This is a genomic window from Pseudomonas synxantha (assembly GCF_900105675.1).
In the GTDB taxonomy this organism is placed as follows: domain Bacteria; phylum Pseudomonadota; class Gammaproteobacteria; order Pseudomonadales; family Pseudomonadaceae; genus Aquipseudomonas; species Aquipseudomonas synxantha.
In genome coordinates, this window is sequence record NZ_LT629786.1 from 2,499,296 (window position 1) to 2,517,808 (window position 18,513).

General features: G+C 58.9%; 19 protein-coding genes and 1 pseudogene. 12 read left to right on the forward strand and 8 right to left on the reverse strand.

What is annotated here, in order from left to right; genetic code table 11:
• The first annotated feature begins 41 nt into the window (after window positions 1-41).
• From BLU48_RS11830 to BLU48_RS11860, 7 genes are all read left to right on the forward strand, one after another.
• On the forward strand, window positions 42-1,037 hold the full coding sequence (locus BLU48_RS11830) for a FecR family protein (protein WP_057022492.1): 996 nt from the start codon (window positions 42-44) through the stop codon (window positions 1,035-1,037).
• Window positions 1,038-1,375: 338 nt separating this feature from the next.
• Complete coding sequence (locus BLU48_RS11835) at window positions 1,376-1,804, forward strand: hypothetical protein (protein WP_232923755.1); 429 nt, start codon at window positions 1,376-1,378, stop codon at window positions 1,802-1,804.
• The gene (locus tag BLU48_RS11840; protein ID WP_057022494.1) at window positions 1,804-2,355 is read left to right on the forward strand and encodes a hypothetical protein; all 552 of its coding nucleotides are present in this window, start codon (window positions 1,804-1,806) and stop codon (window positions 2,353-2,355) included. The genes BLU48_RS11835 and BLU48_RS11840 overlap by 1 nt, the downstream gene beginning before the upstream one ends.
• A 68-nt stretch (window positions 2,356-2,423) precedes the next feature.
• Window positions 2,424-3,161 (forward strand): hypothetical protein, encoded by a 738-nt coding sequence (locus tag BLU48_RS11845; RefSeq protein WP_057022495.1) that lies wholly within the window; start codon window positions 2,424-2,426, stop codon window positions 3,159-3,161.
• Between the two features lie 61 nt (window positions 3,162-3,222).
• The gene (locus tag BLU48_RS11850) at window positions 3,223-3,903 is read left to right on the forward strand and encodes a C39 family peptidase (protein ID WP_057022496.1); all 681 of its coding nucleotides are present in this window, start codon (window positions 3,223-3,225) and stop codon (window positions 3,901-3,903) included.
• Window positions 3,904-3,940: 37 nt separating this feature from the next.
• Window positions 3,941-4,684: a hypothetical protein gene (locus BLU48_RS11855; protein ID WP_057022497.1), complete on the forward strand. Its 744-nt coding sequence runs from the start codon at window positions 3,941-3,943 to the stop codon at window positions 4,682-4,684.
• A gap of 50 nt (window positions 4,685-4,734) precedes the next feature.
• Window positions 4,735-6,033 carry a coiled-coil domain-containing protein gene (locus BLU48_RS11860; protein ID WP_057022498.1) on the forward strand — a complete coding sequence of 433 codons (1,299 nt, stop codon included), beginning with the start codon at window positions 4,735-4,737 and terminating at the stop codon, window positions 6,031-6,033.
• Window positions 6,034-6,265: 232 nt separating this feature from the next.
• On the opposite strand, the gene BLU48_RS11865 is transcribed toward BLU48_RS11860, so the two are convergent.
• On the reverse strand, window positions 6,266-7,588 hold the full coding sequence (locus BLU48_RS11865; protein WP_057022499.1) for a sigma-54 dependent transcriptional regulator: 1,323 nt from the start codon (window positions 7,586-7,588) through the stop codon (window positions 6,266-6,268).
• Window positions 7,589-7,922: 334 nt separating this feature from the next.
• On the opposite strand from BLU48_RS11865, the gene BLU48_RS11870 reads away from it, so the two are divergent.
• Complete coding sequence (locus BLU48_RS11870; protein WP_043051608.1) at window positions 7,923-8,183, forward strand: hypothetical protein; 261 nt, start codon at window positions 7,923-7,925, stop codon at window positions 8,181-8,183.
• Window positions 8,184-8,248: 65 nt separating this feature from the next.
• Here the strand turns inward: BLU48_RS11870 and BLU48_RS11875 are convergent, their stop codons facing one another.
• The 3 genes from BLU48_RS11875 to gnd are packed head-to-tail and all read right to left on the reverse strand — an operon-like array spanning window position 8,249 to window position 11,573.
• On the reverse strand, window positions 8,249-9,073 hold the full coding sequence (locus tag BLU48_RS11875) for a Cof-type HAD-IIB family hydrolase (RefSeq protein ID WP_057022500.1): 825 nt from the start codon (window positions 9,071-9,073) through the stop codon (window positions 8,249-8,251).
• The gene (zwf, locus tag BLU48_RS11880; protein WP_057022501.1) at window positions 9,070-10,593 is read right to left on the reverse strand and encodes a glucose-6-phosphate dehydrogenase; all 1,524 of its coding nucleotides are present in this window, start codon (window positions 10,591-10,593) and stop codon (window positions 9,070-9,072) included. Before zwf ends, BLU48_RS11875 begins: the two co-directional genes overlap by 4 nt.
• Complete coding sequence (gene gnd / locus BLU48_RS11885; RefSeq protein ID WP_046072353.1) at window positions 10,590-11,573, reverse strand: phosphogluconate dehydrogenase (NAD(+)-dependent, decarboxylating); 984 nt, start codon at window positions 11,571-11,573, stop codon at window positions 10,590-10,592. Before gnd ends, zwf begins: the two co-directional genes overlap by 4 nt.
• A gap of 274 nt (window positions 11,574-11,847) precedes the next feature.
• Here gnd and BLU48_RS31705 point away from each other — a divergent pair, with 274 nt between their 5' ends.
• The 3 genes from BLU48_RS31705 to BLU48_RS11895 all read left to right on the forward strand — a co-directional run bounded on the left by BLU48_RS31705 (window position 11,848) and on the right by BLU48_RS11895 (window position 14,349).
• Window positions 11,848-12,009 (forward strand): DUF6026 family protein, encoded by a 162-nt coding sequence (locus BLU48_RS31705; protein WP_231984824.1) that lies wholly within the window; start codon window positions 11,848-11,850, stop codon window positions 12,007-12,009.
• A 157-nt stretch (window positions 12,010-12,166) separates the two neighbouring features.
• Window positions 12,167-13,909 (forward strand): phosphoethanolamine transferase CptA, encoded by a 1,743-nt coding sequence (locus BLU48_RS11890; RefSeq protein WP_057022502.1) that lies wholly within the window; start codon window positions 12,167-12,169, stop codon window positions 13,907-13,909.
• A gap of 227 nt (window positions 13,910-14,136) precedes the next feature.
• Window positions 14,137-14,349: a hypothetical protein gene (locus BLU48_RS11895; RefSeq protein ID WP_057011126.1), complete on the forward strand. Its 213-nt coding sequence runs from the start codon at window positions 14,137-14,139 to the stop codon at window positions 14,347-14,349.
• Between the two features lie 100 nt (window positions 14,350-14,449).
• On the opposite strand, the gene BLU48_RS11900 is transcribed toward BLU48_RS11895, so the two are convergent.
• The 4 genes from BLU48_RS11900 to BLU48_RS11915 all read right to left on the reverse strand — a co-directional run bounded on the left by BLU48_RS11900 (window position 14,450) and on the right by BLU48_RS11915 (window position 17,334).
• Window positions 14,450-14,941, reverse strand: a complete 492-nt coding sequence (locus tag BLU48_RS11900; RefSeq protein ID WP_057022503.1) for a GNAT family N-acetyltransferase — start codon at window positions 14,939-14,941, stop codon at window positions 14,450-14,452.
• 165 nt (window positions 14,942-15,106) lie between these two features.
• Window positions 15,107-16,213 carry a cell division protein ZapE gene (gene zapE / locus BLU48_RS11905; protein WP_057022504.1) on the reverse strand — a complete coding sequence of 369 codons (1,107 nt, stop codon included), beginning with the start codon at window positions 16,211-16,213 and terminating at the stop codon, window positions 15,107-15,109.
• Between the two features lie 15 nt (window positions 16,214-16,228).
• Window positions 16,229-16,564 carry a nuclear transport factor 2 family protein gene (locus BLU48_RS11910; RefSeq protein ID WP_057022505.1) on the reverse strand — a complete coding sequence of 112 codons (336 nt, stop codon included), beginning with the start codon at window positions 16,562-16,564 and terminating at the stop codon, window positions 16,229-16,231.
• 53 nt (window positions 16,565-16,617) lie between these two features.
• Window positions 16,618-17,334: a helix-turn-helix transcriptional regulator gene (locus BLU48_RS11915; protein WP_057022506.1), complete on the reverse strand. Its 717-nt coding sequence runs from the start codon at window positions 17,332-17,334 to the stop codon at window positions 16,618-16,620.
• 508 nt (window positions 17,335-17,842) lie between these two features.
• Between BLU48_RS11915 and BLU48_RS11925 the strand changes: the two are divergent.
• A pseudogene (locus BLU48_RS11925) lies at window positions 17,843-18,328 on the forward strand (IS110 family RNA-guided transposase); the annotation flags it as partial.
• Window positions 18,329-18,513 lie beyond the last annotated feature (185 nt).

Below are 18,513 nucleotides of genomic sequence, written 5' to 3' on the forward strand. Positions count from 1 at the left end.
CTGCCTCGGGGGGTTAGAATGCGGCAAACCAGGATGAGTCAATGAGCGAAAAGCCCCTTTCAGACGCCGAATACGATGCGATCACCGACGCCGCCGCGCATTGGTGCATGCGCCTGCACGCCGCCGATTGCACGGCGAGCGAACGTCAGGCTTTTACGCAATGGCACGACGCCCATCCGCTGCACGCCTTCGAATATGCGGCCATGCTGGAAATCTGGGAGGTGGCCGAGCACCTGCCCCGCCTCCCACCTGCCCCAACGGTGGCCCCCGTCAAGCCACGCAGCCGGTTACGCAACTACGCAGTGGCCGCAGCGGTCTGCCTTGGCGCATTGCCGCTTGCGGCCTTTACCGGCTGGGAAGCCGGTTGGTTGCCCAGTTCTTATGAACATTTCGAAGCAACCAATGGCCTGGAAAAAATCACCCTCGGCGATGGCAGCCAAGTGGAGTTGAACCTGGGCACCGAGCTGGTCTACAGCCACTACAAGGACCAGCGCCGGGTCACCTTGAAAAAGGGCGAAGCGTTCTTCAAGGTGACCCACGACCGCGAACACCCGTTTATCGTGCGGGCCGGCGAAGGCCAGGTGCGGGTAACCGGCACCCAGTTCAACGTCTGGGAATACGACGAACAGGTACGGGTGATATTGCTGGAAGGCTCGGTGCAGGTTTCCAGCGACGCGGAGCACGCCAGTGTACCGCTGAGCCCAGGCATGCAGGCCAGCTTTCGCCAGGGTGACGACACCCCGCAAGTCACCGCCATCAGCCCCGATGACAGCGCGCTGGCATGGCGCCACGGCAAGCTGGTGCTCGACAACCTGCCCCTGGCGGATGCGCTGCCGCTGATCAACCGTTACCTGAAAACGCCGGTCATGCTGGCAGACGCCGGTACCGGCAAGATCCGCATCGGCGGTATCTACAATATCAACGAAGTCAGCAACCTCGTTCCCTCCCTGCCCAAGGTGCTGCCGGTCTACCTGACCCAGAACCAGGACGGCAACCCCGTACTCAATTCCATCCCAGGTAAAACGCCCAAGGGTTGAGCCCTCATGCGGGCGTGGGTTCGCTCACGCCCGCAGTCTCAGTTTTGAAACACCTCACGCCCCTGAATCGCCCGCTTTGTGCGGATTCATCTATTTGTCATGGGCGGTGTTACATCGCTGAGACAGTGCGAGGTGAGGATGGGCCTGTCTCAAGCACCGGGGGACTGTTTCAATGTTGAAACAGCGTTGCCATCACTTTGCCTGGCTCTAAACACAACCCACTGTAAATCAACAAAAAATCAAAAGCGGCACGGCTTCTGCTCTTTCCCTCACAACGCTGTTTAGGGTCAGCGTGAAGCATAAGGACTGCCGCCGTGAACACACTTGCTCAAGGTTCGATGACCGCACTGCTGGTCAGCTGTGTACTCAGCGCCGGTATCAGTATTCCGAGCTTTGCCGGTGACGGCGTTATCGTCACGGGTCGTAACGTGCAGGGGCATATGGTCGGCCGCCCGGCATTCGGCCCCGACCCCTACCCCACTACCGCCAATGCCAATCCCAGCAAAGAGATTATCAACGCCCTGTCCGGCGAACTCAGCGACGCGGATATAGGCGGTATCAGCAGCGGCGCAAGCCTCGCCCGCTCCATCCAGCCCAATGCCAGTTTGTCTGGTCTTGGCACCACACAGCACGGCATGTCGACACTGGGCACTGGCGCAGCCGCCGGCCATGGTGCGGGCAACAGCATGGGCGGGCAGATCAGCGACTCGATCCAGCGCGGCATGGCGCCCTTGAACAACCTCGGCAACATGCTGGGGGGCAAGTGATGAATCGCGCCCTGTTGATTTTCGCCCTGTTGGGCAGCGCCTCGGCCATGGCCGACAACACCGCGGTGATCAACAACAGCGGCCAGCAGTACGAAGGTGTGCTGTCGATCAACCAGGCAGCCGGCACCCAGCAACAAACGTCCAACAGCCGCGCCATTGCGCTCGGTGGCCAGGCCACCACCGTCGACATCCAGAAGCTCAATGGCAAGGTCGACCCGGCCCTGAACGCCAAGGCGGCGATCCAGGGCACTTCTTTTATCAATGGCAACGGTGTGCTGGGCATCAACCAGTCGGCCGGCGCCAATAACCAATCGATCAATGCGGTGCGGATCAGCCTCAACCCTGGCCCGCAAAGCATCGATGACAGCGTCCTGTTGCAACAGAACACGACGACGCTGGCAACTGACTCAGGGCTCACCCCCACCACTGGCAGCCGCCAGGTCGTTACCAGCGACCAGGCCTTCACCGGCAGCCGAGGTGTGATTCAGGTGAACCAGAGTGCCGGGGTGGGGAACCGAGTGGCTAACACCCTGGGCATCACTATCAAGTGACCGCTTGATAGACGTTCGTTAGGCCGTACCAACACTTAACCAACTAATCAGAAGCAAGGAGAAACACCATGAAACCTCAAATGGCGCTCAAACCACTGGTTTTCGCTCTCGCCGCACTCATGGCTGCTGCTGCTCAAGCGGGTGGCTGGCATCCAACCCCTCAACCCACCGGCACTGTTGCCGCTGTCGTCACCGATGTACAAAAAAGCGAACACAACAAATTCGACGACACCAACACCGAAAACAACGCCTCGGCCGATAACTCGGTCAACAGCAACAGCGGTAACGTCGGGGTCAACGCGCAATCGGGGTCCGGTAACCTGGCTGACAACGCCGGTGCCATCTCCAGTGCTAAAGGTGACTTTGCGACGGTGTTTGCGGTGATCGATGTGGATCAAGGCAGTGCGGGCAATAACTTCGTCAACAAAGGAACGCAAAACAACGCCTCTCTTGATGGTTCCATCACTGGTAACTCCGGCAACGTGGGTTACAACGGCCAGGCCGGGCAAGGCAACCAAGGTAAAAACAACCTGGCAATCACTACTGCCGATGGCAAGAACATCGCAGCGGCCTCCAACACCGAGCAAAACTCGCTCAACAACAGCTACCTCAATGCGGCTGCCAGCAGCCATGGTTATGGTGGCAAGCCGCAATACGTGTCCAACAACGCAAGCCTCGACAACTCGGTTAACCGCAACTCCGGCAACGTAGGCGTCAACCTGCAATCCGGTGCGGGCAACCAAGGCAGCAACAGCCTGGCGATCGGCCAAGGTTGCAGCGTCTGCAGCAGCAGCGTGCGCTTCTGATCCAACGGGGCCTTGGCAACAAGGCCCCTTCTTATTCCAGTGTCCAGCAGGTGATCCGATCATGCGCCTCGCGATTCTCACCCTCCTGATGTTGCTCACCGGCACGACCTGGGCAGGCACCATGGCGATCTCCGCCATGCCCGGCGGCGCGGTGATCTACAAGAAGGTCGAGAGTATCCGTGAGCGCCGCTTCGCCAACCTGGTGGAACAGAAAACCGATTTCAGCTGCGGTGCGGCGGCGCTCGCCACCATACTGCGCCAGGCCTATTGGCTGGATGTCGACGAAGCCCACATCATCAAAGGCATGCTGGTCACTGCCGACCAGGACCTGGTACGAACCCAGGGCTTTTCCATGCTGGACATGAAGCGCTACCTCGAAAGCATCGGCATGCGTGCCCGCGGCTACAAGATCGCGCCGGATACCTTGCTGACCGTGAAAATCCCCGTGGTGGTGCTGCTGGAAATCCGCGGCTACAAGCACTTCGTGGTGATGCAGCGGGCCGACAAGGACTGGGTATATATCGGCGATCCCGTACTCGGCCACAAGCGCTATTCCCGCGACGACTTCGTCAAAGGTTGGAATGGCATTGTCTTCGCCGTACTGGGTGAAGGTTACGACAAGGCCAATGTCTTGCTCGACCCGCCCATGCCGCTGACCGCCAAGAGCCAGATGAATGAGTTCAGGCCGGTGGGCGATGCAGAGCTGATGGATTTCGGTTTTATCCAGAGCGACTTCTTCTAGAAGCGCAATAAGAGGCAGGAAGCCTCAGGAGCCGCAGATGAACACTTACCGTTGGCTGACGCTGTTGTGCGTGGCAGCCTCAATGCCCGCTTATGCGTCATCGGGGTTCAAGCCCATCGAACTCAAGGACGCGGAAATGGCCGAGCTGCGTGGCCGCTATGTGATGCCGGGGCGCATCATCAGCTTCGGCATCGTCATGAGCAGCACGTGGACCAATGCCGTCGGTGACAGCATCACCGGCACGGCCAACATGCAGATCGACAAGACCACTATCACCCCGCAGTTCTATGTGCAAACCACCGGTTCGACCGGTACCGGCACGCCTCCAACCACCGGCACCGGCAACGTGGTCGGGGGGGCGGGCCTGGGCAGCGGCCAGGGCGTGACCCAAAGTGTGCGCACGGCCGGCGATGGCAACACCGCCTACAACAACGTCGGCATCAATGTTGAGAACGGCGTTGCCCCCGCCAATAACCTCCAATCCGGACAGGTGCTGATGGCCGGAGGTACTGTGAGCGGTGACAGCGCAGCGGGCCGCATCAGCGTATCGGCCAACAATGGCGGCGTGCAGATGGCGATCCAGGCCAACCACAACCAAGGCAGCAGCCTGCAGCAGATCGGTGGCGGCAACGTGCTGCAGGGTACGGTGCTGACCGGCAATACCAACCTTGTCAAAAATATCACTCAGATCAATGTGGTGATGAACAACAACGGCTTGAATAACGCCGCGTTGAACTGCAATTTGGATCAGCTCAAAGGCCTACGTACGCTCGGTTATTGAACTACGCTGACCCTTCGACACTTACGCATTAGTAAAGGACGGCTTATTTCATGCATCGATCGTTATCGCTACGTGCGGTGATTTGTTTAAGTACGCTCTTGCCCGCATCGCTATTGTATGCCGCGCCAGACGCCGATATCGAAGCCCTGAAGAGGGAACTCCTGGAACTCAAGCAACGTTATGACGTGCAGCAAAAAGCCTTGGCTGTGCTGGAACAACGGGTACGTCAGGTAGAGGATCAACCGGCGACGCCCGCCCCCAGGCGCCTGGCCAAGTCACCTGCCGACTTCAAGAATGGCGGTAACGCTGTTGCGACCACGGGGACTGGAGCCACAGCCGCCTCGGGGGGGGCAGGCAGTTCCTACGGCCAATCCCTCAAGGACGATTCGGCCCCCGCGCAAAGTGTGAGCAACCTCTACAACGAGGCCAGTGGTTTCTTCGGCAATGGCAAGTTCAGCGTTGAAACCGGCATCACCTATGCCCGTTATGATGCGCGCCAATTGACCCTCAATGGCTTCCTCGCACTGGACTCGATCTTCCTCGGCAACATCAACCTGGACCGGATCAAGTCCGACAGCTGGACCCTGGACCTCACCGGGCGCTACAACGTCGACAACCGTTGGCAGTTCGACCTGAACGTACCGGTGGTGTACCGCGACTCGACCTACCAGTCGGCCGGCGCCGGCAACGACGCCACCGCCACCTCGGAAGGCTCGGTAACCCGCGACCCGACCATTGGCGATGTCAACTTTGGCGTGGCCTACAAGTTCCTCGACGAAACCCCGACCTTGCCGGATGCCGTGGTATCTGTACGGGTCAAGGCGCCCACGGGTAAAGAGCCTTTCGGCATCAAGCTGGTCAGGCAACCCACCAACGACAACCTCTATCTGCCGGAAAGCCTGCCAACAGGCAACGGGGTCTGGTCGGTTACCCCGGGCATTTCCCTGGTCAAGACCTTCGACCCGGCAGTGTTGTTTGGCTCGCTGTCGTATACCCACAACTTTGAAGATTCGTTTGACGATATCAGCAGCGACGTCAACCAGAAAGTCGGCGGTAAAGTCCGCCTGGGCGACAGCTTCCAGTTCGGCGTCGGCGTAGCCTTCGCGCTCAACGAAAAGATGAGCATGTCGTTCTCGGTCTCCGACCTGGTGCAGCGCAAGAGCAAGCTCAAGCCGGACGGCGGCGACTGGCAATCGGTGGTGTCCAGCGATGCCAATGCCGGTTACTTCAACGTGGGCATGACCATTGCCGCCTCGGATAACCTGACCATCGTGCCGAACCTGGCGATCGGCATGACCGATGATGCACCGGACTTTACGTTCAGCCTGAAATTTCCGTATTACTTCTGACTACACCCCCGATAGCGGTGGCTCAGCTACAGGTAAGTGACTGACAGCCTGCTATCGGGAGCAAGCCCCCTCCCACATTTTGATATGGGTCAGTCTGATGGGTTTGGTAGTGACGAGCCGCCGCAGTCAGGCGCAGTAGTGTTCAACTGAAGGAATGTTGCCCAAATGTGGGAGGGGGCTTGCCCCCGATAGCAGGGTGTCAGCCAGCTTATCTATAGCTGATACACCGCCATCAGCGAATCTGGTGTTTATGCAGCAACCGGTAGAACGTCGGCCGGGAAATCCCCAGCACACGGGCGGCGACACTCAGGTTGTCGCTGTGCCGGTTGAGCACATCGCACAGCGCCTGGCGCTCGGCGCGGTGCTTGTAGTCTTCCAGTGTCGCCATCGGCGCCGAAAGCGCCTGTGGGCCTTGCAAGCCCAGATCAACGGCTTCGATCTGGCGCCCTTCGGCCAACACCAGGCCGCGGCGCACGCGGTTGGCCAGTTCCCGCACATTGCCCGGCCAAGGGTGTTGCCCCATCGCCACCAGCGCGTCCTCGCTGAAACTGCGCGGGCGCCGGCCGGTTTCCCGGCTATAGAAACGCGAAAAGTGGTTGGCCAGCATCGCCACGTCGCCATGGCGTTCGCGCAAAGGCGCGGTGACCACTTGCAGGACATTCAGGCGGTAATACAGGTCTTCGCGAAAGGTGCCCTTCTCCACCGCAGCTTCGAGGTTGACATGGGTCGCGGCAAGCACCCGCACATCCACCGGGATCGGCTGACTGCCGCCGACGCGCTCGATGTGTTTTTCCTGCAGGAAACGCAAAAGGTTGGCTTGCAGCTCCAGCGGTAGGTCACCGATTTCATCCAGGAACAGCGTGCCACCGTTGGCGGCCTCAATGCGCCCCACCTTGCGCTGATGAGCGCCGGTGAACGCGCCTTTTTCGTGACCGAACAGTTCGGATTGGATCAGGTGTTCAGGGATAGCACCGCAATTGATCGCCACGAACGGTTTAGCGTGCCGTTGGGATTGCCGGTGCAAGGTCTTGGCCACCAGCTCTTTACCGGTGCCGCTGTCGCCGCGGATCAACACAGGGGATTCAGTGGGGGCCAACTTGGCCAACAATTTGCGCAGTTCACGAATGGGGCGGCTGTCGCCCAACAGCTCGTGGGGCTCATCTACAGGCGCGTAACCCTTGCCACGCAGGCGCGCCATGCCGAACGCACGGCCGATAGTCACCTGGACCCGGGATACATCGAACGGCAACGTATGGAAGTCGAAGAACCATTCACAGACAAAATCAGCGACGTTCTGCAGGCGTAATACATCCTGGCTGAGGACAGCAATCCACTCGGTGCCGCTGCGGCCAATCAATTCCTTGACCGCTTCGGGGCGCTCCAGATGGCTGGGCTGCAAGCGCAACAGGCCCACATCGCAGGAGCGCTCACCTACCGCCTGCAAGGCACAACTGTCCACTTCCCAGCCGGCCGTGCGCAAGCCAGGTAATAGGTCGTGGCAGTCGTCACAGGGGTCGACCACCAGCAAGCGGCGTTGGACGGGTGTCACAAGCATGACGATTCCTTGGCGCCAGAATTATTAAAGTTATTTAGAAACAAGGGTTTGTGGCGACCGGTTGTAACCCTAGCAAGATATTGACGCCTGGCTTGTACCATTTCGCTATAAGTGCGGGCAAAAAGCCATGTAGCCCTCGCAAGTTGCCGGCGGCGCAAACTTTCATTCCGCTTTCAAAACAGGCATTTAGATGATGTTAATCAGGGAAAGTTAAAATTTCTTGCTCTAGCATGTGACCCGCACCCCATCATCGTGCATCAGTACAAGTAACCCACCGCACGGTCAGCCCAACCGCCGGTACTCACTTGAATGGGCATACAGAGAGAAGACCCAAATGAACGCTCCGCTGCGCATCAACGAAGCTCTTTTGATTGCAGACCGTGCCTTCCAACCCTTCCAGTGCGTGGCCTGGCACGATGGCAATGGCGCCCTCAGCCTGAGCGTCATCGACCGTACCAACACCCGTATCGGCAGCAAACAGCTGTCATCGAAGACTTATACCGATCCAGCGCAATTGGAAAACCTGTTGTTGCAGGCTCGCGCCGAACTCGATAAAGATGGCTACCAGTTGCAGCACTGGGCAATGCCGAAGTAATTCACTACAACAACTTCCAACCTTTGGGAAACACAGGCTGGAAGTTGTGCAGCGAGACTTCAGGTTTAACGTGCCGCGAGAATAAACCGCTCGAACGCCTCGGCAGCGCCGTCGTCGATATTGCTGCCGGTCACCACATTGGCCTGGCGTTTGACGGTTTCTTCGGCCTGGCCCATGGCAATCGATAAGCCGGCCACATGAAACATCGCCGGATCGTTGCCGCCGTCGCCGATGGCTGCGGTCTGCTCAAGCGGCACCCCAAGGTGCGCGGCCAGGGTCTTCAAGGCTTCGCCCTTGTTGGCCAGCATCGCCGTCACGTCCAGGTACACCGGTTGCGAACGTGACACCTGGGCCAACCCTTGCACCTTCGGCTGTAATTGCGCCTCCAGCTCCACCAGCAACTGAGTGTTGTTACTGGCGGCGACAATCTTGTCGACGCGATCCAGGTAGGGCTCAAAACTTTCCACCACCACTGGTCCATAGCCCAAGCCATCGGCTTCGCGCTGTACCATCGGCCCTGACGGGTCACGGCGCAGCCAGTCGCCGTCGGCAAACACCCAGACCTCCACGTCCGGCTCGGCCGAAAACAGCGCCAGGGTGACCAGCGCCGCCTCTGCCGGCAGATGATGAGCAACCAGGATGCTGCCATCCGGGTTGACCAACGTGCCGCCGTTGAAGCCGGCGACCGGCACGTCGATGCCAAAGGTCTCCATCAGATGCAGCATGGCCTTGGGCGGCCGCCCGCTGGCCAGGCTGAAAAGCACCCCGTTTTCACGCATCGCACGAATCGCGTCGGCAGTACGCTGACTGAGGCTGTGGTCGGGATGCAATAAGGTCCCGTCCACATCGCTGAGAACAAATCGAATGGGTTGGATCGCCGCGTCACTCATCCGAGGCTATGCCAGGCGCGGCCGTCACGGGCCAGCAACACATCGGCCGCCGCAGGGCCGTCTTCACCGGCCTTGTACGCCTGGATACCGTCATCTTCCTTCCAGGCATCGAGGAACGGCTGCACAGCGCGCCAACCGTTCTCGATATTGTCGGCACGCTGGAACAAGGTCTGGTCGCCAGTCATGCAGTCGTAGATCAGGGTTTCGTAGCCTGTCGACGGTTGCATCTCGAAGAAGTCCTTGTAGTCAAAACCCAGCTCGATATTGGCCATCTCCAGGGTCGGCCCAGGCTTCTTGGCCAGCAGGTCGAACCACATGCCTTCGTTCGGCTGGATCTGGATCTTCAGGTAGGTGGGCTTGAGCTCATCGACTTCGGTGTCGCGGAACTGCGCATAGGGCGCGTGCTTGAAGCAGATGACGATCTCGGTATCACGAATGCTCATGCGCTTGCCGGTTCGCAGGTAGAACGGCACGCCAACCCAGCGCCAGTTGTCGATCATCACCTTGAGGGCGACGAAGGTCTCGGTGCTGCTGTCAGGCGCAACGTTGGCTTCCTCGCGATAGCCTGGCAGCGCCTTGCCGGCGATTTCGCCGGCGGTGTACTGGCCGCGAACCGAGTTGGCTCGGGCATCCTCCAAAGACCAGGGGCGGATCGCACCGACCACCTTGGCCTTCTCGCCACGCACCGCATCGGCGCCAAAGGCGGCCGGCGGTTCCATGGCGACCATCGCCAGCAACTGGAACAGGTGGTTAGGCACCATGTCGCGCAGGGTGCCGGTTTTCTCGAAGAAATTGCCCCGGGTTTCCACACCGACCGTTTCGGCGGCGGTGATTTGCACGTGGTCGATGTAGTGGTTGTTCCAGAACGCTTCGAACAGCACGTTGGAGAAACGGCTGATCAAGATGTTCTGCACCGTTTCCTTGCCCAGGTAATGGTCGATGCGGTAGATCTGCTTCTCGCTCATTACCTTGAGCAGGCACGCATTCAGCGCCTCGGCGGTGGCCAGGTCGGAGCCGAACGGCTTTTCGATGACCACGCGGCGAAAGCCCTCATCCGTTTCGTTCAGCAAGCCGGCGCTGCCCAGGCGCTGCACCACTTCACTGAAGAAGCGCGGAGCGGTAGCCAGGTAGAACACCGCGTTGGCGGTGCCGCTGTCGGCGATCTTCTGCGCGATATCCGCGTAGGTGCTGTCGTCGAGAAAGTCGCCCTCGACGTAGCTGATGCCCTTGGCCAATTTTGCCCACATTGCCGGGTCGAGGGCATTTTCGGCATTGCCGCGCACCTTGCTGGCGGCCTCGGTGCGAATGAAGTCCTCAAGCTTCTTGGCGAAGTCGGCATCGCTGATGGCGTTGTGATCAACGCCGACAATGCGCAGGCCATCGCCCAGCAGCCCGTCACGGCTCAGGTTATACAGCGCCGGCATGAGCAGGCGCTTGACCAGGTCGCCATGGGCGCCAAACAGAAACAGGGTGGTGGGGGGTGCGGGTTCGGCCTTGGGTTTCTTGCCGTTGGCGGTCATTTTTTTGAAGTCTCCACATGGCCACCAAAGCCGAAGCGCATGGCAGACAGCATTTTGTCACCGTAGGTGCTCTGCTGGCGGGAACGGAAACGCGCAAACAACGACGTCGACAGCACCGGTACCGGCACCGCTTGCTCCATGGCCGCTTCGATGGTCCAGCGACCTTCACCGCTATCGGCCACGGAACCTGAGTAGCCATCGAGCTTCGGATCGGTGGCCAGGGCGTCGGCGGTCAGGTCCAGCAACCAGGACGACACCACGCTGCCACGGCGCCAGACTTCGGCGATATCGGCAACGTTGAGGTCGAAACGCTGGTCTTCCGGCAGGTTTTCCGAGTTCTTGGTCTTGAGGATGTCAAAACCTTCGGCAAACGCCTGCATCATTCCGTACTCGATGCCGTTATGGATCATCTTGACGAAGTGACCGGAGCCCGCTGGGCCGGCATGGATATAACCGTGCTCGGCACGCGGGTCGGCAGACGGCGAACGGTCCTTGGTGCGCGGGATGTTGCCCATGCCCGGCGCCAGGCTCTTGAAGATCGGGTCCAGGCGCTGCACGGTCTCGACGTCGCCACCGATCATCATGCAGTAGCCGCGCTCCAGGCCCCAGACGCCGCCCGAGGTGCCGACATCGACATAGTGCAGGCCCTTTTCCGCCAGGGCCTTGCCGCGACGCACGTCGTCCTTGTAGTTGGTGTTGCCGCCGTCGATGATCACATCACCGTTTTCGAGCAACTCGCTAAGCGCGTTGATGGTGTCTTCAGTGGGCGCGCCCGCCGGCAACATTACCCACACAGCACGGGGCTTTTGCAGGCCGGCCACCAGGGCTTTCAAGTCGGCGACACCGGTAGCGCCCTCCTCGCTCAAGCCTTTGACAAAGGCTTCGTTACGGTCGTATACAACGGTGGTATGCCCATTGAGCATCAGGCGCCGCGCAATGTTACCGCCCATGCGGCCTAGTCCGATAATCCCCAGTTGCATGTGCTGATGCTCCTAACTGCTAAAAAATGTGTGACATAGTTTATAGCGCAATGAGGCTATTGAGGGTTAGTCCAGAGCGGATCCGTGTAGTTTCATGGCAAAAAAATTGCCATCGTTTCACCATCACCCTCGAAAAAGTCACACGACCGTAAAAAATAAAAAAGTTCCCTTGTCTCGCAAAAGAATTCAAACTTGCTCCCGACTGTTGCCGGAAACCTGTTCCGGCACCGCGATCTACCGGCTATTTGCGAGGTAAGCAATGAGCACAGCACAGATGACCCGCCCGCCACAGACCCTCTACGTCAGCATCCGTCGCGATGAATTGCGTCAGTTGAAAGACGAGCGTGATCAGTTGCAGCAGGAAGTCCTGCGCCTGCGCCTGCACCTTCAAGCCCAGCTGGAGCAAGCGTCTGATGCCAAGCCCTTACTCTGCTGAGTAGGTGCCTGAGCGCGCTGTAAGGTAATACCTACAGAAAACTCACAAAGTTTTCACATTCCACTCCCGATACTCCCGTTCCGCGATGCCGCTCACTTCCTGGGCGGCCCGATGTCGCGCGCCTGTGCGCGACAATCATTCTCTGATGGGGCGCTGGATGGCGATGTTCAAACGCAGCACGACGACTGCGAAAGGCTTTGATTGGGCCGGCCTTGGCTGGTTGTTTCTGTTTTTCTGGTATTTCTCGGGTATTACCCAACTGCTAATCCAACTGACCGGCACCTCCGGCTTCAGTGGTTTCCGCCAAGCCTTCTTCATGAGTGCGCTATGGCTGGCGCCGATGTTGTTGTTCCCGCGTCGTACGCGCCTGCTTGCCGCTCTGATCGGCGTGGTGCTGTGGGCCTGCTCCATGGCGAGCCTGGGTTATTTCTTCATTTACCAGCAGGAATTCTCCCAAAGCGTCATCTTCATCATGTTCGAATCGAACATCTCTGAAGCCGGCGAATACGCGACCCAATATTTTGCCTGGTGGATCGTGCTGGCATTTATTGCCCACACCGCCTTTGCCGTTTTCCTCTGGACACGCCTGCGCCCTGTTTACCTGCCGCGCGGCCAGTCGATCGTGGCAGCGGTGGCCATCGTCCTGGCGGTTGTGGGCTACCCGCTGGTCAAGCAGATCGCTACCAGCGAAACCATGGAATTGGCCATCGACCGTTTCGAAACCCGTATCGAACCGGCCGTGCCTTGGCAGATGATCGTCGCCTACCGTCGCTACACCGAGCAGCTGGACAATATGCAAGGCATGCTGACCAGTGCCAGCCAGATCCCGCCATTGAAGAACCTCAAGGACAGCATGGCCGGCCAGCCGTCCACCCTGGTGCTGGTGATCGGCGAGTCCACCAACCGCCAACGCATGAGCCTTTACGGTTACCCGCGCAATACCACGCCGGAACTGGACAAGCTGCGCGACCAACTGGCCGTGTTCGATAACGTCATCACCCCGCGCCCCTACACTATTGAAGCGCTGCAACAGGTGCTGACCTTTGCCGACGAAGAAAACCCGGACCTGTACCTCAAGACGCCGTCGATTGTCAGCGTAATGAAGCAGGCCGGCTACAAGACTTTCTGGATCACCAACCAGCAGACCATGACCAAACGCAACACCATGCTCACGACCTTTTCCGAACAGGCTGACGAGCAGGTGTACTTGAATAACAACCGCAACCAGAACGCCCGTCAGTACGACGGCGATGTGCTGGCGCCGTTCTCCAAGGCCCTTGCCGATACCGCCGAGCGCAAGTTCATCGTGGTGCACCTGTTGGGCACCCACATGAGCTACCAGTACCGCTACCCGCAGACCTTTGACAAGTTCACCGACCGCCAGGGCGTGCCCGCAGGTGTCAGCGATGCACAGTTGCCGACGTACAACAGCTACGACAACGCCGTGCTGTACAACGACTTCGTGGTCTCCAGCCTGATCAAGGACTACGCCAAGACCGACCCCAATGGTTTCCTGCTGTACCTCTCGGACCACGGCGAAGACGTGTTCGATTCTGCCGGCCACGACACCTTGGGCCGCAACGAAGGCAAGCCGACCGCACCGATGTACACCATTCCGTTCATGGCCTACGCCTCGCCCAAATGGCGCGAAAGCCACGACTGGAGCTTCGCCGGCGACCTGCAGCGGCCTTACAGCAGCTCGCAGCTGATTCACACCTGGGCCGACATGGCCGGCTTGAGTTTTGACGAGCTGGACCATAGCAAGAGCCTGGTCAGCGACAGCTTCAAACCGCGTCCATTGTTGATCGGCAACCCTTACGAAACCAAGCAAAAGGCGTTGATCGACTTCAGCCTGATCAAGCCGAAGAAGGCCGATGGCAGTGAAGTGGTGTTGAAGTAAACCTGGCTCGGCGACAGAACGATACAATCATTCTCGTCCAGGCCTGACGTCCTTCATCCCCAGGCGTCTTTGAACCCTGTCCTGTTCAGTGCCTGCGAAGTTAACAAAACTGTTAACTTCGCAGGCACTTTGCGTTAACTCCCACTTAATAAGATACGGCCATAGTCGCTCCATGATTCTGATCAAGGAACGGCCAGACACCTATCACTCTTAATGGGAATACCGCGATGAAACTCTCGACCTTGATGCTTGCCAGCCTGATGACACTGACTTCCGCCGCCGCCTTCGCAGAAGGCGGTTCAGAGCGTTCGAAGGAGTTCTACCAGAACTTCAGCTTCATTCAGCAACAAACTCATGGCGCAGCTGAACAGCGAATGGCTTCCGCCGACGGCAAGACCTTGAAGGTCGACACCGTCAACGAGGAACAACCGAACAGTTGATTTAATGTTTATTTAATCTGCAACACCCTGCGCCATACTGCTCCGTTGGCAAAGTGTATTGGGCGCCATTTAATGGCGCCTTTTTTTTGCAAGGTATTTATTAAAGCGACTTGCTCCAGAACAACATGCGCCCATGATTCGGATCAAAAACTGAATCATCGAAACCAAACTTTCGGTACGCCGACTGTGCCAGTTCATTACCTTCGAGCACTTCCAGGGTGATCTTGCAGCAGCCGCGCTGCCGAGCGATTTCCTCGACCTTCTGCAGCATTTTCTGACTCAACCCCAAGCCACGAAACCTATCCATCACCACCACGTCGTGGACGTTGACCAGCGGGCGGCAGGCAAAGGTTGAGAAACCTTCAAAACAATTGACCAACCCCGCCGGTTCGCCACCGATAAACGCCAGGACGCTGAACGCGTGTGGGCGCTTGGCCAACTCGGCAGGCAGCTGCTGCAACAGATCGGCCGGCAAGGTGTGGCCGCCGCCCATCGAATCTTCAGCATAATGATTGAGCAACAGGCCAATGGCATCGGCATGCACGGCGTTGGTGTAGCTGGCTTGCAGCACCAGGATGTCTGGGGTGTCCATTTCCTTCCTCGATAACGACAACCAGGGATTCGTTTCCCTTTGAGAGCTGCGATTGTAAGCGCGGAGTCGGCAACAGATGAAGGAGATTAACTACAAATGCCCGACAGAAATCGCGAAGGTTGAACGCGTCAAAACCTGCAAACATCCCTGAAACGGCGATTTTTCCTAGACGGCGAAGCGTTGCAACTGCATCGCCTGCAAACGGCTCAGGGTGCGACGGAAAGGAAACTCCAGGTAGCCTTCGGTGTAAAGACTATCCAACGGCACCCCGGCGTCGATAAAGAGCGGCACCTTGCGGTCGTAGCATTCGTCCACCAACGCGATAAAGCGTCGCACGCTGTCATCGTGTACCGACAGCTGCGGCAATTCGCGATCCCCCGCCACCACACGTTCGACACCGTCCTCGGTGCCACGAGCAATCCGCCCCGCACGCCTTTGTGCGCTGAGGTTGGGGACGTCACCCAACAGGATGGCTTGGTAGCGATCACACAGCAGCATGAAGTCCATGGCAGCCAGGGGTTGCTCGCACAGCTCGGCATAACGACACCAGAGCACCCTGTCACTGGCCTGTACCGCCACGATAGAACGGTGACCTACACTCACTGCCCCGCTGATCACACGCTGCCCCAGGCTTAATTGCTTGAACACCGCAGCCAGCGCAGCCGGTTGGTTCACCCAGTATCGCTGCATGCCAGCACCGGGATGCAAGCGATGGTCCTCGCCGCCATCCACTGCCACCACCTGCATGTGCCGCTGGAGTGCAACGATGCCCGGCAGGAAACGCTCGCGATTGAAGCCATCGGCGTATAGCTGATCGGGCGGCTGGTTAGAGGTGCACACCATCACCACGCCCTGCTCGAACATCACCTGGAACAGGCGACCGAGGATGATCGCGTCACCAATGTCATTCACAAACAGCTCATCGAAGCACAGCACCCGCACCTCCCGACTCAACTCCCGAGCCAACGCCCGCAACGGATCCTGGGTGCCCGTGAGCTGGAACAAACGTTGGTGCACCCACCCCATGAAGTGATGAAAATGCTGGCGTCGTGCGGGAATACGCAGGCTTTGGTAGAAATGGTCCATCAGCCAGGTCTTGCCGCGGCCTACCGGCCCCCATAGGTAAACCCCGGTCACCGGCGAGCGGCCTTGGTGCAGAGCCCCATGGCAGGTCTGCAGGGCTTGCACCGCCCGGCGCTGGGCGTCGTCGGGAACGAAACCTTGCTGGGCGATGGCATGTTGGTAGGCGGCGAGTGGCGAGTCGAAAGTCATGCCCGCCAGTATGACTTACGCGCAGATATCCAGCCGTGAAATCTTGCCCTGTTCGTTCAGCCGAAAGGTGTAGCGCAGCTCCAGCGGACTGCCGGGGAAATTACCGGAGACAATATTGCTGACCAGCACTTTGCCGGTGCGTTGCTGCACGCTGAGCACCTCGACCCGTGGCTGGTAGCGGCGGCCGGTGTCTTCCATCCAGCGTGCAATGGCGGCCGTGCCCACCTGATGTTCGCCTTCATCGAATACATTGGCGTCGTCGGCGAAACACTGGTCGATCGCGGTAATGTCGCCGGTATTGGTTGCTGCAATATAAGCCACGATGGCCGGGGCCAACTCGGGAAAAGACATGGCACAACTCCTTGCCTGAATGATTTGTGATGCCATGCTAAGCCACGGATGTGTCAGTTTTTGTCAGGAGTAAACGGCGCGGACTCTTGCTGCTCCATCAGCTTGCGCCAGCCTCGCAACAGGTCGCTGCGCCTTCCGGGGTAACGCTCACCCTGGGCATCGGCGCTGGCCACGCGATCGGTGCGAAAGGTGCGATAGGCACCGCGCAACTCGCACCACGCCACGATCACCCGCGCTTCATTGAGAAAGCCCAGGGCCAGCGGCCAGATCAGGCGTTGGCTCTGGGTCTGGCTGGCGTCGGCGTAGTTGATATGCAGCTTGGCCTGATGGCCAATAGCATCGCGGAACACGTTGAGCGGGACGCGGTTTTCCGGGTAACCGAAGCCGGGAGGTCCAGGGAGCAGCGTCGGGTTACGCAACGCCTCTTGAGCCGCAGGGTCCAACACATCGGCGATCTTCGCCAGGGCGTTGGCGGCGGCGCGACTCAATACGTCATCGCCGCGCTGGTCTACATAACGCAAGCCCAGCACGACCGCTTCGGTTTCTTCGGCGTTGAGCATCAGGGGCGGCAGAAACAGGCCGCTGCGCAATACATAACCGACCCCAGCCTCGCCAAAAATCGGCGCGCCCAGGGCGGTCAATTCAGCGATATCGCGGTACAGCGTGCGTTCCGAGACTTCCAGTTGCGCCGCGAGAATGGCGGCGGTGACCGGGCGTTTTCTGCCCCGCAGGGCCTGGAGCAACGTTAATAGACGAGTGGTGCGCGACACGTTGATGTCACCAGAACTGGGGCTAGAGGTGCAGCAGCTTAGCAGAGGCTCCTGTCAGCAAATGTCAGTAGTACGGGCTCGATAGCGACCTTCGAGCCGACCGCTTTCAAAACCTCTAACTCCGTCAGAAATGCCATGAATGTGGGAAAGGGCTTGCCCCCGCTGAGCATAGATATCTACACAACTTCGTAGCAGCCGACGGTAACCACGATGCGCAGCGAGCCGCTCTTGATCTGCTTTTGATCTTAGGCGCCCGGTTAAACCACGCTGGCCGGAATTCGACAGGGATTTGGGGGGGGCAAACCGGCAGGAATGCCGGTTTAGCCGCCCCGCGCCATGGATGGCGCGTGGCGGCGCCCCCCCCCCCAAATCCCTGTCGGATTACGGGCACACCGAGCCTAAGCGAGGTGCCGAGTGGTGGGGCAAGAGCCCTAATGAGATGGTCAGCCCGGCGAGAACCTCAGGTCCACACTACTGAGGTTCTCACTTTTCCTGAGGAGGCTTTCTCATGAACAGCGTAACGCTTCTAGGCATCGACATTGGCAAGAACAGCTTCCACTTGCACGGCCAAGACGCACAAGGCCATCAAGTGCTGCGCAAGAAGCTCAATCGCCGACAGTTGCTGCCATTACTTGCACAAATGCCCCCCTGCAAAGTTGCCATGGAATCCTGTGGCGGATCACAGTTTCTTGCCAGAGAAATCACCAAGCTCGGTCATCAGGTCCAACTGATTGCGCCGCAGCATGTGAAAGCTTACGTCACCGGCAACAAGAACGACTTCATTGATGCCGAGGCTATTTGCGAAGCCGCATCACGTCCCAGAACGCGATCTGTACAGGTGAAATCAGTTGACCAGCAGGTGCTGTCGACCGTGCATAAACTGCGTAAATCACTGGTGAGTCGACGCACTGGAGTGATCAACCAGGTGCACGGATTCTTACTGGAGTTTGGCGTTATCTTTCCCGCCGGCTATGCCGCGTTGGAGCGGGTTCCTGCAGGGCCGAGCGTGTACACGCGCTCACAAGGAGCCCGGATACATTAGCGCAAGCCTGATTTACCGTTCATCGTGACTGGATAGCAAAAGGTGGGCTGACCATACATTTGGTTACTTTGGGGCTCTTTTCCAAAGTGACCCGCTGTAAAAGCGGAACCTTAAGTGGCCGTTACCGCAGCAATGGA